The following is a 14,404-nucleotide window of genomic DNA, read 5'->3' as shown; positions in this document are numbered from 1 at the left end:
GGGGGCGCAGGCAAGGGCGAAGGCGGCGGGGCTGCCTTGCACGGCGCGGAACCGGATATGCAGAAAAGTCTTTGCTGGGTCCCGGAGCGGCGCTTCGCCTTCGGCTCCGCTGGTCCGGGACACGGGACTCTGTCGTTTCCCGGACAAGCCGCACAAAGTGCGGCGCCGCTCCGGGACCCAGCGAAAACCCTTGGGCAAACGTCCTGCCGCGCCGCCTCAATAGTTCGGCCACAGCCCCGGCGTTGCCAGCTCCACCAGGTTCCGGTCGGGGTCGCGGAAATACAGGCTCACGCCGCCGCCTTTCCACGTCACCCGGCTCTCCATCGCGACGCCATGCGCCGCCAGATGCTGCTCCCACTGCGCCACCGCGCTGGCGGGAATGGCCAGCGCATAGTGCAGCGGGCCGTTTCCGTCATGCGGGGGAATGGTGCCCTCCGCCATCACCACCGGCTCCAGCGTCTGGCCGCGCGCGAACAGCAGCAGCACGCTGCCGGGCCCGGCATCATAGGCGCAGAAGCGCGCATCGGCGATCATCGGCTTCAGGCCCAGCACGCGCTCATAGAAGGCGCGGGCCGTGGCGAGATCGTCGACATAGAGCCCCGTCTCCAGCACGCCGGAAAGCGGCGGCACCGTCGGGGTCTCGCTCACCAGAGGTTCAGCGACAGCCGCGCTTCCTCGGACATGCGGCCCTGGTCCCAGGGGGGATCGAAGGTGAGGTTGACGGTCACGCCCGATACGCCGCCCACCCCGGCCACCGCGCCTTCCACCATGCCCGGCAGTTCGGCGGCGGAGGGGCAGTTCGGCGTGGTCAGCGTCATCTCCACGGCCACCTGCCGGTCATCGGCGATGTCGACCTTGTAGATCAGCCCGAGCTCGTAGATGTCGACCGGGATTTCCGGATCGTAGACGGACTTCAGCGCCGCGACGATGTCGTCGGTCAGGCGCTCAAGCTCCTCCTCCGGAATACCGGACTGGATCGCCGGCGCGTTCGGGTTTGCGGATGTCTGGGGTTCGCTCATGCGAAGAGATCCTGAGCCTTGATGAGGGCGTCGGCGAGAGCGTCGACTTCCTCATGGGTGTTGTACAGCGCGAACGACGCCCGGCACGTCGCATTGACACCATATCGCCCCAGAAGCGGCATCGCGCAATGGGTGCCGGCGCGCACGGCGATGCCGGCCCGGTCGATGACGGTGGCAATGTCGTGCGGATGGGCGCCCTTCACGTCGAAAGCGAAGATCGCTCCCTTGCCCGGCGCGTCGCCATAGATCTGGATCGAGTTGATCTGCGACAGCCGCTCGCGCGCATAGGCGCCGAGCGAGGCCTCATGCGCGGCGATGCGGTCGCGGCCGAGGCTTTCCATATAGACCAGCGCCTCGCCGAGGCCGACAGCCTGGACGATGGGCGGCGTGCCGGCCTCGAAGCGGTGCGGCGGCTCGCCATAGGTTACGCCCTCTTCGGTGACGGAGCGGATCATCTCGCCACCGCCCTCATAGGGGGGCATCTTTTCCAGCAGCGCCCGCTTGCCGTAGAGCACGCCGATGCCGGTGGGGCCGTAGAGCTTGTGGCCGGTGACGCCGTAGAAATCGACGTCGAGGTCGACTACGTCCACCGGCATGTGCACCGCCGCCTGCGCGCCGTCGACCACGACCAGCGCCCCGACCTCATGGGCCAGGCGGGCGATTTCCTTGATCGGCGTCACCGTGCCCAGCACGTTCGACATGTGGGTGATGGCGACGATCCTGGTGCGCTCGGTGAGCAGCGCCTTGAAGGCGTCGAGGTCGAATGCGCCCTCTTCCGTCACCGGCGCCCATTTGATCACCGCGCCCTTGCGCTCGCGCAGATAGTTCCACGGCACGATGTTGGAGTGGTGCTCCATGATCGAGAGCACGATCTCGTCGCCCTCGCCGATCGACTGGCCGAGCGAGGAGGCGACGAGGTTGATCGCGCCCGTCACCGAGCGGGTGAAGATCACCTCTTCCAGCGTCGGTGCATTGAGGAAGGCGCGGCAGCGCTCGCGCGCCTGCTCATAGGCATCCGTCATCGCATTGGCGAGGAAGTGCAAGCCGCGATGAACGTTGGAATATTCGTTCTCATAGGCGTAGCGCATCCGGTCCAGCACCTGCACCGGCTTCTGCGCCGAGGCGGCGTTGTCGAGATAGACCAGCGGCTTGCCGTAGACCTGCTTGGACAGGATGGGGAAATCCTGCCGCACGCGGGCGACGTCATAGGTGCCGTTGGCAACGGCGGGGTGAAGGGTCATCTTCCGGCCTTTCGTTAAGGCGTCATCCCGGCGGGAGCGAAGCGCAGAGCCGGGATCGCGGGCCGAGAGATGGCCCTACTTCTGCGGACGATCCCGGATCGCGGCGTTGCCGCGTCCGGGATGACGGCTCTAGGCGACTGGGCAACAGCGCCTCACGCCCGCGCCGCGAGCCAGGCTTCGGCGCGCTCGATAAGCGCCTCGCGCAGCCCGTCATGCTCGACGGTTTCCACCGCCTCGCCGACAAAGGCCTGCACCAGGAGGCTCTGCGCCTCCTTCATCGGAATGCCGCGGGCGCGCAGATAGAACAGCAGCTCGTCGTCGATCGCCCCGCAGGTGGCGCCATGGCCGCACTGCACGTCGTCGGCGAAGATTTCCAGCTCCGGCTTGTTGTCCATCTCCGCCTCGTCGCCGAGAACCAGCGCGCGGCTCATCATCCGCCCGTCAGTCTTCTGCGCCGCCTGGCGGACGACGATCTTGCCCTGGAACACGCCGCGCGCGGAATCGTCCAGCACGTGCTTGAACAGCTCGCGGCTCTCACAGCCGGGCACCTGGTGGTCGACATGCAGCGTCGTGTCGGCATGCTGGCGGTTCTTCAGCAGCGAGGCGCCGTTGAAGCTGACATGGCTGTCCTCGCCCGACAGCGTCGCGTAGAGCGTGGTGCGCGCGACATTGGCGCCGAGCGAGAAGCTGAAGGTGTGGACCTTCGACTCCCGGCCGACGTCGAACAGCAGGGTGGCAAGGTGGAAAGCCCCCGCGCCCTCTTCCTGCAGCCGCACCACGTCGAGATGCGCCTCGTCGCCCACCGTGAACTCGGTGGCGGAATTGGCCTGGTAGGCCAGCCCGTCCGGCCCCTCGAAGCTCTCGGCATAGGTGAAGGACGCGCCGGCCCCGACCACGACCAGCGAACGGGCATACATCGCCGCGGCGGTCGCCCCGGTGAAGACATGCGCCACATGCACCGGCCGCTCGATGCGCGCGCCGGGGGCCACGGTGATGACCACGCCATCCCTGGCCAGCGCGGTGTTCAGCGCCAGCGAGGCGTCGTAGCGGCTCGGCACGATGCCGCCGAGGCGGCTCAGCACCTCGTCGCCCGCCGCCATCGCCGCCTTCAGCGTGGTGAGGGTCAGCCCCGGCTCAAGATCGGCGAGGTCGGAGAGTTCGGGCACCACCGCGCCATTGGCGATGACGATGCGGCGCGCCTCAATGCCGCGCAGCAGGCGCGCGCGTGCCTCCGCCTCGGCCACGGCGGCGGCGCCGGCCACCGGCACGGCCTCGCGCATCAGGCTGCGCAGGTCGGTGTATTTCCATTCCTCGACCCGCCGGTGCGGCAGGCCATGTTCCTCGAACGAACGGGCGGCGGCGCGGCGCAGATCCGCCAGCCGGTCGCTGCCCGCCGGCACGCTGCCGAGAGCGGCGAGGATCGCCAGCTCGGCCGGCGTGCGGATCGGACGGATATCGGCGTTCATGTCATCCACCTCACGCCGCGTCCTGCTGGTACTCGGCATAGCCATTGGCTTCGAGTTCCAGCGCCAGTTCCTTGCCGCCCGAACGGACGATGCGGCCCTTGTTCATCACATGGACGAAGTCGGGCACGATGTGGTTCAGAAGGCGCTGGTAGTGGGTGATGACGATCATCGCGCGGTCGGGCGAACGCAGCGCGTTGACGCCCTCGGAGACGACCTTCAGCGCGTCGATGTCGAGGCCGGAATCGGTCTCGTCCAGCACGCAGAGCTTGGGCTCCAGAATCGCCATCTGCAGGATTTCGGCGCGCTTCTTCTCGCCGCCGGAGAAGCCGACATTGACGCCGCGCCGCAGCATGTCCTGGTTGATGCCGAGATTGGCCGCCTTGTCCCGCACCAGACGCAGGAAGTCCGGGGTGGAGACTTCCGCTTCGCCGCGCTTCTTGCGCTGGGCGTTCAGGGCCGCGCGCAGGAAGGTCATGGTGGCGACGCCGGGCACCTCGACCGGGTACTGGAAGGCGAGGAACACGCCCTTCGCGGCGCGCTCGTCGATTTCCATCTCCAGAAGGTCCTCGCCGTCGAACATGACGGAGCCGTCGGTGACCTCATAATCATCCTTGCCGGCAAGGATGTAGGAGAGCGTGGACTTGCCGGAGCCGTTCGGCCCCATGATCGCGTGCACCTCGCCGGGATTCACCTTCAGCGTGAGCCCCTTGAGGATCTCCTTGCCGTGTTCCCCGTCGATCTTGGCGTGGAGGTTTTCGATGTCGAGCAGAGCCATGTCAGTTGTTCCGTGTCTGGTGCGCGTCGACCGGCGGGGGTGAAAGCCGGGAGCGCGCTGAAATCTGCGAGCAATCCCGGAGCACGGCGCGGCCGCGTCCGGGATGACGATTACGGCAGGGGCGTTAACCCACGCTCCCCTCGAGGCTCACCGCGATCAGCTTCTGCGCCTCGACCGCGAACTCCATCGGCAGCTGCTGCAGCACGTCCTTGACGAAGCCGTTGACGATCAGCGCCGTCGCTTCCTCGGGATCGAGGCCGCGCTGGCGGCAGTAGAACAGCTGGTCGTCGGAGATCTTCGAGGTGGTGGCCTCGTGCTCGAACTGCGCGGAGGAGTTCTTGCTCTCGATATAGGGCACGGTGTGCGCCCCGCATTTGTCGCCGATGAGCAGGCTGTCGCAATTGGTGAAGTTGCGCGCGCCCGTCGCCTTGCGGTGCGCCGAGACGAGGCCGCGATAGGTGTTGTCGGAATAACCCGCCGCGATGCCCTTGGAGATGATCCGGCTCGACGTGTTCTTGCCGAGATGGATCATCTTGGTGCCGCTATCGACCTGCTGGCGCCCGTTGGAGATGGCGATCGAGTAGAACTCGCCCTGCGAATTGTCGCCGCGCAGGATGCAGCTCGGGTACTTCCAGGTGATCGCCGATCCGGTCTCGACCTGCGTCCAGGAGATCTTCGAGCGGTCGCCCCGGCAGTCGCCACGCTTGGTGACGAAATTGAAGATGCCGCCCTTGCCGTCCTTGTCGCCGGGATACCAGTTCTGCACCGTCGAGTACTTGATCTCGGCGTCGTCCAGCGCCACCAGCTCGACGACGGCGGCGTGCAGCTGGTTCTCGTCGCGCATCGGCGCGGTGCAGCCTTCGAGATAGCTGACATAGGCGCCTTCGTCGGCGATGATCAGCGTGCGCTCGAACTGGCCGGTGTTGCGCTCGTTGATGCGGAAATAGGTCGAGAGCTCCATCGGGCAGCGCACGCCCTTGGGCACGTAGACGAAGGACCCGTCGGAGAACACCGCCGAGTTCAGCGTGGCGAAGTAGTTGTCCGTCACCGGCACTACCGAGCCGAGATACTTCTTCACCAGCTCGGGATGCTCGCGCACCGCCTCGGAGATCGGCATGAAGATCACGCCGGCCCTGGAGAGCTCCTCCTTGAAGGTGGTGGCGACGGAGACGCTGTCGAACACCGCGTCGACCGCCACCTTACGGCCCCCGTCGGCAATGCCCAGCAGCGCGTCGCGCTCGCGCAGCGGAATGCCGAGCTTGTCATAGGTGGCGAGAATCTCCGGGTCGATGTCGTCGATCGACAGCTCGCTCGGCCGCTTCGGAGCGGAGTAGTAATAGAGGTCCTGATAGTCGATCGGCGGGTAGCTCACCCGCGCCCAGTCCGGCTCGCGCATGGTGAGCCAGCGGCGGAACGCCTCGAGCCGCCATTCGAGCATCCATTCGGGCTCGTTCTTCTTCGCCGAAATGAAGCGGACCGTGTCTTCGCTCAGGCCCTTGGGGGCCTTCTCGGTCTCGATTTCGGTGAAGAATCCGTATTTGTACTGATCGACGTCAAGCGAGCGGACCTGGTCCACTGTCTCCTGTACGGCCGGCATCGTCTCATCTCCTCTCCCACGCGGGGTCAAGGCCCACGGGTCAGGTCAACCAATTCCGCCAGTGGCCGCCATGTGCGGGGCGCCGGCGTCTGCTCTGCCGCCCGAAGGCGGCCTTTCCCTCACGCCGCCGCGCGGCGACGCAAAAGACCCGGCAACACCCGGCGGAATACGCCGAGCGCCCGGTCGACATCCTCTTCCCCGCTCGACCAGCCGAAGGACAGGCGGATCGCCGAGCGCGCGATACGCTCGGAGACGCCCATCGCGCCCAGCACGTGCGAGGCGGCGACCTTGCCCGACGAGCAGGCGGCGCCGGCGCTCACCGCCACCCCCGCCAGATCGAGCGCGATCACGATGGTTTCGGCCGGCACGCCCGGCAGCGCGAGGCACGAGGTGTTCGGCAGCCGGTCGACATCGCCCACGAGCAGGACGAGCTCGGGAAACTCGCACCTTAGAGCGTCTTCAAGCCTCTCGCGCAAGCCATTGATGCGCACGCCATCGGCTTCCACAAACGCCGCGGCGGCATGAGCCGCCGCGCCGAAGGCGGCAATCGCGGGCACGTTCTCGCTGCCGGCGCGCCGTCCGCGCTCCTGGGCGCCGCCGGCGAACACCGGCGCCGGGCGCAGATTCGGGTCGGCGAGGATCAGCGCGCCCGCTCCCGGCGCGCCGCCGAGCTTGTGGGCGGAGACCGACATCATGTCGACGCCGAGTTCCGGCAGCGAGAGCGGAATGCGCCCCGCCGCCTGCACCGCGTCGGTATGGATCAGCGCACCATGCGCATGGGCCCGGCGGGCCAGTTCGGCCATCGGCTGAAGCACGCCGGTCTCGTTATTGGCCACCATCACGGAAACCAGCGCCCGCCGCCCGGCTTCGGCGTGGCGCTCCAGCGCCGCCGCAAACGGGTCCATCAGCACGCGCCCGCGCGCATCGACGGGCAGCACTTCCACCCGGTCGGCCGGGAAACGATGGCCGCGCAGCACGGCGGCATGCTCCACCGCGCTGACCAGCAGCACGTCGCAGGTGACGGGCGTCTCGCCGCGCCGGAAATCGGGGGTCAGCGCCAGCGTGTCCGCCTCGGTGCCGCAGGAGGTGAAGATCACCCCGCCGGCCTCCGCCCCAACCAGCGCCGCCACCCGCCCGCGCGCCGTGTCGATCGTCGTGCGGGAGGCGCGGCCCTCGCCGTGCACGGAAGAGCCGTTGCCCGTGGCGTCCAGCGCCTCCAGCAGGGCCGCCCGTGCCTCGGGGCGAACCGGCGAGGTGGCGTTATGGTCGAGATAGGTCCGTTGGTTCATGATCTCGGGGGCTCGATGTTCCGCGGTCGTCTCCTATATAGGAATGCGTCGCGCCGTCTGCCGTCCTTTTCCGCTCGATGCTTGCAAATTCAGGCCGCGTCCGGCATAGCTTGGCGTCCTGTCTTCTTCGAAGGGATGCCTGCCGCGCAGATTGAACGCGACAAAATCGCAACCCGACGTCGAATATTAGAATTATTCTAATAGTTTAGGGCTGCCACCCTATGTCGTCAAGGCGCATGCGGTAAGGCCGTCCTCCGGGACGCAGCCCGTACGCGGGTTCCGGCCCCTCCGGACGGATCGCCCTACCCGCCGCCGCATTCAAGGTCACGAACTTCATGCCCGAGGTCATCTTTACCGGCGAGAAGGGGCGGCTCGAAGGCCGCTACCAGCCCGCCAAGACGCGCCATGCGCCCATCGCCATCATCCTGCACCCGCACCCGCAATTCGGCGGCACGATGAACAACCCGGTGGTCTACAACCTCTATTACCAGTTCGTGAACCGGGGCTTCTCGACCCTGCGCTTCAATTTCCGCGGCGTCGGCCGCAGCCAGGGCTCGTTCGACCATGGCCAGGGCGAGCTGGCGGATGCCGCCGCCGCGCTGGACTGGGCGCAGTCGATCAACCCGGACGCGCGGGCGTGCTGGATCGCCGGCTTCTCCTTCGGCGCCTGGATCGGCATGCAGCTGCTGATGCGCCGCCCGGAAGTGGAGGGCTTCATCTCCATCGCCGCGCCGGCGAATCTCTACGATTTCTCGTTCCTCGCCCCCTGCCCGTCCTCCGGCCTGTTCGTGCATGGCGACAAGGACGCCGTGGTGCCGTTCTCCGCCGTCACTGGCCTCGTCGAGAAGCTGAAGACGCAGAAGGGCATCGTCATCGACCAGCAGACCGTGCCGGGCGCGAACCACTTCTTCGACGGCAAGACCGAGGACCTCATGGAGGTTGTCGGTGCTTATCTGGACAAGCGCCTGCCCGAGACCGCCAAGAAGACCAGCGCCGCCTGATATCGGTTCGCAAGGGGCCGGCGACAGAGCCGGCCCCGTTCGCGGGGGTCCTATATCTGCCGCGACCACGCGGCGCGCGGCTACACTTTCACAAGAAAGCTGCGGATGGGCCCACGATTATGGGCGTCATTGGCGCTGTCGTCGCCCGGACATTCCAACAGCAACTCGACGGAACGGCCGAAAGGCGGCTTGTCGAGATAAACGCCTGACCCGCGCAGCAGGCGCGTACTGCTGCCATGCACATGGTCCAGATTGGCGACCCTGAAATCGCTCGCCGAAGGCTGATGCTCCGTCACGATGACGTATTTGAACGGCGCGAGTTTTCGCAGAATGGTCTCGATCTGCGCGTTGGACAGATGCTGAAGCACCTGCCGGATCAGCACGAGATCCGCCGACGGAAGCGGCTCGCTCCCTGCAACATCCAGACATAAAAACCGCCGACCCGGCGTCCCGAACGTCGCCTGATTGTGGGATATAAGGTCAGGGACGACGTCTATCCCCGTATAGTCTTCACATTTCAATCCGCTGCCGACGTGAAAATCGCCGCAGCCGACATCTACCACTGACAATACATTGTTAGCTTTTATGAATTCATTTATTTTATCGGCATACTGTTCTGCCAATACACCGCGTGAGCCGGGACCTGAGAAGAGGACATGGTCCTCACCGCCCCAAATATTATTCTTGTATATTTCCGAGAACACCTCGGACGTTGCTCTGTGGCGGTTACGTCGACTCTCCAGGTAACCATCCCACTTTGCCTTGCGTGCCAACAGTTCTTTTTTGACGGATTTGGGCAAGACCTTCTTGGCCAAAGCAAGAAACAAAACAGCCTCCTCACCACCCAAATACCACACCCCGTGTTCTACAGGAACCTGTGGTACTCACCAAGGCAGAAGTGCCGTCATGCGGGCAGGGAACGGCACCCTGCCCCCATCGCGAGAAACGAAAAAAGCCCGGCGCTGCAAACGCCGGGCTTTTTACGTGGTGGAGACGGCGAGGTTCAGTTGAGAACCAACCGGGTCGGCGGGTTGGTCACGGTGATGCTGTCGCCGCGACGGGAAATCTGGACGATGCTCTCTGCGGTGTCGGCGGCGCCGGGCACGGAGAAGCTGACCACCTGCTCGGGCTGAAGCGTGGCGGCGACGCGGATCGGGGAGCCACCGGCAACGGTCAGAGTGGCGACGACATGGTAGCCGTCGGCCTGCGGGGTGTAATAGGCAACGCCGTTCACGTAACCGATATTGATGGTCTGCGCCGTGGCCGGCTTCAGGCCGACCTTGTCGGCGGCGCGGACGGGGGCGATGACGGCGACGGCAATGAGGCCGCCAGCGACGGCAAGCGGCAGAATATCGCGGCTGAGGCTGCGCATCTCGAAGGCTCCAAGTTTCTGTCCAGGCCTGTTGAAGAGGAAGCTGCCTGCCTGGCGAGCCGGACTTCCGGGAGCCCGTAAAGTACATGGAATATTGTGCACCGCATCATACGATTTTGCATCGCACTAATGCGTTTCAGGAATAGTGCGACAATCTGTTATGGAATTCAGATTTTCTGAACTTAATGTTCAGATTCGCTGCAGCCCCACATGGCTGCAGCTTGCTCCCGCCGGTTCTGCAGCTTGCTTCTGCAGCACGTCATGCAGCCGACGGCGGTCGTTCGATGAGCCCGCCCGTCATCGGTGCCGGCACGCCGGTGGTCGTCGGGAAACTGAGCGGCAATCCCCTGAGCGCGCGCACCGCCAGAAAGGCAAACGCCTGCGCTTCCAGGGCGTCCGTCGACCAGCCGACGGCATCGGCGGTCACGGTCGCGATGCCGGTGCGAAGCTGCAGCATCCGCAACAGCGTCGCATTATGCGCCCCGCCGCCGGCGACGATGAGCCGGGTAGGCCGGTCGGGCAAAAAGGGCAGCACCGCACCAATGCTCGCCGCGCTGAGCGCGGTCAGCGTCGCCGCCCCGTCCGCCGTGTTCATGGAATCCAGCCCGGCATGCTCGTTGACCCAGGCGCGGAAATCGTTGCGGTCCAACGATTTCGGCGGCGGCCGGTGGAAGAACGGGTGGGTCATCAGCCTGTCGACCACCGCCTCATCCACTTTGCCCCACGCGGCGATGACGCCTTCGTCATCAAAGGGCAGATCGGTGCGGTCCTTGAGGAAATCGTCGATCAGCGCATTGGCCGGGCCGGTATCGCAGGCGATCGGGTCAGCCATGCCGTCGACATAGGTGACATTCGCCACTCCGCCGAGATTCAGCACCAGCAAGGGCTTGGGCGGCCCCAGCCCGCGCGCCAGCGCACGGTGATACACCGGCACCAGCGGCGCCCCCTGCCCCCCGGCCGCGACATCGGCGGCGCGCATGTCATAGACCAGCGTCGCCCCGCGCCCGGTGGTCGTCCCCCTCACCGCGCGCGCCAAGGCGGGCCCATTGCCGAGCTGGACGGTCAGCCCGATCTCCGGCCGGTGCAACACGGTCTGGCCGTGATAGCCGATGACATCGACGTCGCGGTAGGCGGGGAATTCCTTGAGAAAGGCCGCGAGCGCCTGCCCGTGTCGCTCGGTCGAAACCCGCTCGGCGCGGGCCAGAATGCCGGGACGGGCGGCGCGGTCGGTCATCTCGCGCGCATCCGCCATGGCCCGAAACAGCAATTCCCGCGTCTCCGGCGCGTAGACATAGGTACGCCCCGGCCCGAACGAGGCGATGGTCTCGCCATCGGTCTCGATCAACGCCACGTCGATACCGTCGAGCGACGTTCCGCTCATCAGCCCAATCGCCGTCAATGGCCGATCCATCACTGCCCTCGGGGTGCTTTCGCCGCGCGAAGCTGATACATGACCGGCCAATCCTAACATGGCGTTGATGCCCCGCAGGCCCGAGATGAGCACGTTCAAATCCGACTTCCTCCGCACCCTCCACGAGCGCGGCTTCATTCATCAGATGTCCGATGAACAGGGGCTCGACGATCTCTTCGCGAAGGAAACGGTCACCGCCTATATCGGCTTCGACCCGACGGCGCCGAGCCTGCATGCGGGCGGGCTGATCCAGATCATGATGCTGCACTGGCTGCAGAAGACCGGCCACCGCGCGGTCTCGCTGATGGGCGGCGGCACCGGCATGGTGGGCGACCCTTCCTTCAAGGACGATGCCCGCCAGCTGATGACGGTCGACACGATCGAGGCCAACATTGCCTCGATCAAGCGCGTCTTCTCGAACTACCTCGCCTATGGCGAAGGGCCGACCGATGCGCTGATGATCAACAATGCCGACTGGCTGCGCGATCTCAACTATCTGGAGTTCCTGCGCGATGTCGGCCGGCACTTCTCGGTCAACCGCATGCTGTCCTTCGACAGCGTGAAGACCCGGCTGGACCGCGAGCAGTCGCTGTCCTTCCTCGAATTCAACTACATGATCCTGCAGGCCTACGACTTCGTCGAATTGTCGAAGCGCTACGGCGTGCGGCTGCAGATGGGCGGCTCCGACCAATGGGGCAACATTGTCAACGGCATCGATCTCGGCCACCGCATGGGCACGCCGCAGCTCTACGCACTGACCTCGCCGCTGCTCACCACCGCCTCCGGCGCCAAGATGGGCAAGTCGCTGAACGGCGCGGTGTGGCTGAACGCCGACATGCTCGGCCCCTACGAGTTCTGGCAGTACTGGCGCAATACCGAGGACGCCGATGTCGAGCGCTTCCTCAAGCTCTACACCACCCTGCCGATGGACGAGATCGCCCGGCTGGCGCAGGAGGCGAAGGGCGCGGCGATCAACGAGGTGAAGAAGATCCTCGCCACCGAGATCACCGCCCTGCTGCACGGGCGCGCCGCAGCCGATGCCGCCGCAGAGACCGCCCGCAAGACCTTCGAGGAAGGCGGCATCGCCGCCGACCTGCCGAGCGTCGAGGTGCCCGCCGGCGAGCTGGCGGCGGGGATCGGCGTGCTGGCCGCCTTCGCCGAGAAGAGCGGCCTCGTCGCCTCGAATGGCGAGGCGCGTCGCCAGATCAAGGGCGGCGGGCTGAAGGTGAACGACGCCGCCGTCACCGATGAGAAGGCGGTGCTGACCGAGCGCGACCTGACGCCCGAAGGCGTCATCAAGCTCTCGCTCGGCAAGAAGAAGCACGTGCTGCTGAAGCCGGTGTGATCAGCGGCGCGGCGAGGTGATGCCGCGCAGGATGAGATCGATCCCGGCGAGGAAATCCGCGCGGTCGTCATGGCTGCGCAGCGCTGCGGCGATGCTGCGGGTGAACGGGTACTCCTGCGCATCGAGCTGCGACCACGCCGTCGCCACCGCGTCGAGGAAGTCCGTCCGGTCGAGAGCCCGCGCGCGGCCGAACTGTCCGTTGGCGGCGTTCTGCCCGCCGACGCCGAGCATGTAGTTCAGCAGCGTGCCGACCGCCGCCCACTGCTCGTCATCCGGCACGCCGAGCGCGCGCACCTGCTGGCCGAGTGGTTCGAGAATGCGCACCATGGGCGACTGCCCGGGGGCCTGGGTGAGCGCCGAGCCGACCCAGGGATGGGCATCGATCGCGTCGAACACCCCCAATGCGAGGGCACGGATCGTTGCCGCCGGCCGTTCGCCGACACCGCATGAGGTGATGGTGCGGGCGATGACGGCGTCGCACGCAGCGGTCAGCAAGTCGCTCTTATTGGCGACATGCCAGTAGATCGCGCCGGCACCGGTGGCGAGCCGCTCTGACAGGGCGCGAAACGTCAGGCCCCCCTCCCCGCTGCTGTCCAGCAGTTCGATCGACGCCTCGATGATGCGGTCCCGCGAAAGCGAGTCCTCCCGCCGTTGAGTGCCTGTTTTCCTGACCATGGGTGATCTTGACATAAATGGAACGACGTTCCAACTATGGAATGACGTTCCATTGTTCGCGAAAGACATCCGGATGAACATCCCCATCGCCATCATCGGTGCCGGGCTCGGGGGCCTGACGCTTGCCCGCGTGCTCCACGTTCACGGCATCCCTGCCACGATCTTCGAGGCGGAGGCTTCGCCTGATGCGCGCCCGCAGGGCGGCCTGCTCGATATTCACGACTATAACGGCCAGCTTGCCCTCAGGGATGCCGGCCTCCACGCCAAGTTCCTCGCCATCATCCTGCCCGGCGCCGAGGCGCAGCGTGTGCTCGACAGCCGGGGCAACGTACTGCTCGACCAGCCGGACAAGGGCAATGGCGGTCGGCCCGAGGTGCATCGCGGCGATCTCCGCCGGGTTCTGCTCGATTCGCTCCCTGCGGACACCATCCGCTGGGGCCACAAGCTCGAAACGTTATCGGCGCGTGGCGGCGGGAAGCACCAACTGATCTTCGCGAACGGCCGGACGGTGACGACCGATCTCCTCATAGGCGCGGACGGCGCGTGGTCGCGCGTTCGCCCGTTGTTGTCCGGGGCCAGGCCCGCCTATGTCGGCACGTCCTTCATCGAGACATACCTGTTCGACAGCGACAATCGCTACAAGGCGAGCGCAGAGGCGGTCGGCGGCTGCACGCTGATGGCGCTGGCGCCCGGAAAGGGCATTCTGGCGCATCGCGAGGCCGAGGGCGCGCTGCATGCCTATGTCGCGCTGAACAAGCCGGAGGCGTGGGTCGCCGGCATCGACTTCTCCGACCCGCAGGCGGCGCTGGCCCGCATCGCCGCCGAATTCGACGGCTGGGCCACCGTGCTGACGGACCTCATCACCCAAAGCGAGACCGCCCCCGTGCCTCGCCCGATCCATGCGCTGCCGATCGGGCATCGGTGGGACCGCGTGCCCGGCGTGACGCTGATCGGCGACGCCGCGCATCTGATGTCGCCCTTCGCCGGCGAAGGGGCGAATCTGGCGATGTTTGACGGCGCCGAACTGGCCAAGGCCATCGCCGCCAACCCCGAAGATAGGGAGGCCGCGTTGACCGCCTATGAGGCGGCCATGTTTGCGCGCAGCGCGGCCATCGCCGCGGAGTCCGCCCGCAACCTCGAACTGTTCTTCGATGAAAACGCGCCGCAGGGCGTGGTGGACCTGTTCAATGCCTACCGTCCCGCCGCGTAGCGC

At 66.3% G+C, this 14,404-nt stretch carries 14 protein-coding genes; 3 read left to right on the top strand and 11 right to left on the bottom strand.

Annotation, left to right across the window (positions count from 1 at the left end; translation table 11 throughout):
- Positions 1–216 precede the first annotated feature (216 nt).
- From ACQY76_RS15855 to ACQY76_RS15825, 7 genes are all read right to left on the bottom strand, one after another.
- The gene (locus ACQY76_RS15855; RefSeq protein WP_428029688.1) at positions 217–648 is read right to left on the bottom strand and encodes a VOC family protein; all 432 of its coding nucleotides are present in this window, start codon (positions 646–648) and stop codon (positions 217–219) included.
- Positions 645–1,019, bottom strand: coding sequence for an SUF system Fe-S cluster assembly protein (locus tag ACQY76_RS15850; protein WP_428029687.1), 375 nt, complete (start codon positions 1,017–1,019; stop codon positions 645–647). Before ACQY76_RS15850 ends, ACQY76_RS15855 begins: the two co-directional genes overlap by 4 nt.
- Positions 1,016–2,260, bottom strand: coding sequence for a cysteine desulfurase (locus ACQY76_RS15845; protein WP_428029686.1), 1,245 nt, complete (start codon positions 2,258–2,260; stop codon positions 1,016–1,018). The genes ACQY76_RS15850 and ACQY76_RS15845 overlap by 4 nt, the downstream gene beginning before the upstream one ends.
- A gap of 152 nt (positions 2,261–2,412) precedes the next feature.
- On the bottom strand, positions 2,413–3,726 hold the full coding sequence (sufD, locus tag ACQY76_RS15840; RefSeq protein ID WP_428029685.1) for a Fe-S cluster assembly protein SufD: 1,314 nt from the start codon (positions 3,724–3,726) through the stop codon (positions 2,413–2,415).
- Positions 3,727–3,736: 10 nt separating this feature from the next.
- On the bottom strand, positions 3,737–4,501 hold the full coding sequence (sufC, locus tag ACQY76_RS15835) for a Fe-S cluster assembly ATPase SufC (RefSeq protein WP_428029684.1): 765 nt from the start codon (positions 4,499–4,501) through the stop codon (positions 3,737–3,739).
- 124 nt (positions 4,502–4,625) lie between these two features.
- Positions 4,626–6,098 (bottom strand): Fe-S cluster assembly protein SufB, encoded by a 1,473-nt coding sequence (sufB, locus tag ACQY76_RS15830; RefSeq protein ID WP_428029683.1) that lies wholly within the window; start codon positions 6,096–6,098, stop codon positions 4,626–4,628.
- 119 nt (positions 6,099–6,217) lie between these two features.
- A complete protein-coding gene (locus tag ACQY76_RS15825) occupies positions 6,218–7,387 on the bottom strand; it encodes a cysteine desulfurase family protein (RefSeq protein ID WP_428029682.1) in 1,170 nt (389 codons plus the stop codon).
- Positions 7,388–7,722: 335 nt separating this feature from the next.
- Between ACQY76_RS15825 and ACQY76_RS15820 the strand changes: the two genes are divergently transcribed.
- Positions 7,723–8,388, top strand: coding sequence for an alpha/beta hydrolase (locus ACQY76_RS15820; RefSeq protein WP_428029681.1), 666 nt, complete (start codon positions 7,723–7,725; stop codon positions 8,386–8,388).
- An 80-nt stretch (positions 8,389–8,468) separates the two neighbouring features.
- On the opposite strand, the gene ACQY76_RS15815 is transcribed toward ACQY76_RS15820, so the two are convergent.
- From ACQY76_RS15815 to ACQY76_RS15805, 3 genes are all read right to left on the bottom strand, one after another.
- The gene (locus ACQY76_RS15815; protein WP_428029680.1) at positions 8,469–9,236 is read right to left on the bottom strand and encodes a class I SAM-dependent methyltransferase; all 768 of its coding nucleotides are present in this window, start codon (positions 9,234–9,236) and stop codon (positions 8,469–8,471) included.
- A gap of 155 nt (positions 9,237–9,391) precedes the next feature.
- Positions 9,392–9,760, bottom strand: a complete 369-nt coding sequence (locus ACQY76_RS15810; RefSeq protein WP_428029679.1) for a hypothetical protein — start codon at positions 9,758–9,760, stop codon at positions 9,392–9,394.
- A 259-nt stretch (positions 9,761–10,019) separates the two neighbouring features.
- On the bottom strand, positions 10,020–11,171 hold the full coding sequence (locus ACQY76_RS15805) for an anhydro-N-acetylmuramic acid kinase (protein WP_428033033.1): 1,152 nt from the start codon (positions 11,169–11,171) through the stop codon (positions 10,020–10,022).
- Positions 11,172–11,256: 85 nt separating this feature from the next.
- Here ACQY76_RS15805 and tyrS point away from each other — a divergent pair, with 85 nt between their 5' ends.
- A complete protein-coding gene (tyrS, locus tag ACQY76_RS15800; RefSeq protein ID WP_428029678.1) occupies positions 11,257–12,516 on the top strand; it encodes a tyrosine--tRNA ligase in 1,260 nt (419 codons plus the stop codon).
- Here the strand turns inward: tyrS and ACQY76_RS15795 are convergent, their stop codons facing one another.
- Entirely contained in the window at positions 12,517–13,191 is a 675-nt protein-coding gene (locus ACQY76_RS15795; RefSeq protein WP_428029677.1) for a TetR/AcrR family transcriptional regulator, read from the bottom strand. It lies immediately after the preceding gene.
- Positions 13,192–13,264: 73 nt separating this feature from the next.
- Between ACQY76_RS15795 and ACQY76_RS15790 the strand changes: the two genes are divergently transcribed.
- On the top strand, positions 13,265–14,401 hold the full coding sequence (locus ACQY76_RS15790; RefSeq protein WP_428029676.1) for an FAD-dependent oxidoreductase: 1,137 nt from the start codon (positions 13,265–13,267) through the stop codon (positions 14,399–14,401).
- The last annotated feature ends 3 nt before the right edge of the window (positions 14,402–14,404 follow it).

The organism is Ancylobacter sp. (assembly GCF_965279025.1).
GTDB lineage: Bacteria > Pseudomonadota > Alphaproteobacteria > Rhizobiales > Xanthobacteraceae > Ancylobacter.
Note: the sequence above shows the minus strand (reverse complement) of the source record. Positions and strands in the feature narration are given on the sequence as shown.

Bases quoted from the DNA above. Each gene is read 5' to 3' on its own strand.
- ACQY76_RS15850 (WP_428029687.1), bottom strand. From the start codon at position 1,019: ATGAGCGAACCCCAGACATCCGCAAACCCGAACGCGCCGGCGATCCAG.
- ACQY76_RS15845 (WP_428029686.1), bottom strand. From the start codon at position 2,260: ATGACCCTTCACCCCGCCGTTGCCAACGGCACCTATGACGTCGCCCGC.
- sufD (WP_428029685.1), bottom strand. From the start codon at position 3,726: ATGAACGCCGATATCCGTCCGATCCGCACGCCGGCCGAGCTGGCGATC.
- sufC (WP_428029684.1), bottom strand. From the start codon at position 4,501: ATGGCTCTGCTCGACATCGAAAACCTCCACGCCAAGATCGACGGGGAA.
- sufB (WP_428029683.1), bottom strand. From the start codon at position 6,098: ATGCCGGCCGTACAGGAGACAGTGGACCAGGTCCGCTCGCTTGACGTC.
- ACQY76_RS15825 (WP_428029682.1), bottom strand. From the start codon at position 7,387: ATGAACCAACGGACCTATCTCGACCATAACGCCACCTCGCCGGTTCGC.
- ACQY76_RS15820 (WP_428029681.1), top strand. From the start codon at position 7,723: ATGCCCGAGGTCATCTTTACCGGCGAGAAGGGGCGGCTCGAAGGCCGC.
- ACQY76_RS15810 (WP_428029679.1), bottom strand. From the start codon at position 9,760: ATGCGCAGCCTCAGCCGCGATATTCTGCCGCTTGCCGTCGCTGGCGGC.
- ACQY76_RS15805 (WP_428033033.1), bottom strand. From the start codon at position 11,171: ATGGATCGGCCATTGACGGCGATTGGGCTGATGAGCGGAACGTCGCTC.
- tyrS (WP_428029678.1), top strand. From the start codon at position 11,257: ATGAGCACGTTCAAATCCGACTTCCTCCGCACCCTCCACGAGCGCGGC.
- ACQY76_RS15795 (WP_428029677.1), bottom strand. From the start codon at position 13,191: ATGGTCAGGAAAACAGGCACTCAACGGCGGGAGGACTCGCTTTCGCGG.
- ACQY76_RS15790 (WP_428029676.1), top strand. From the start codon at position 13,265: ATGAACATCCCCATCGCCATCATCGGTGCCGGGCTCGGGGGCCTGACG.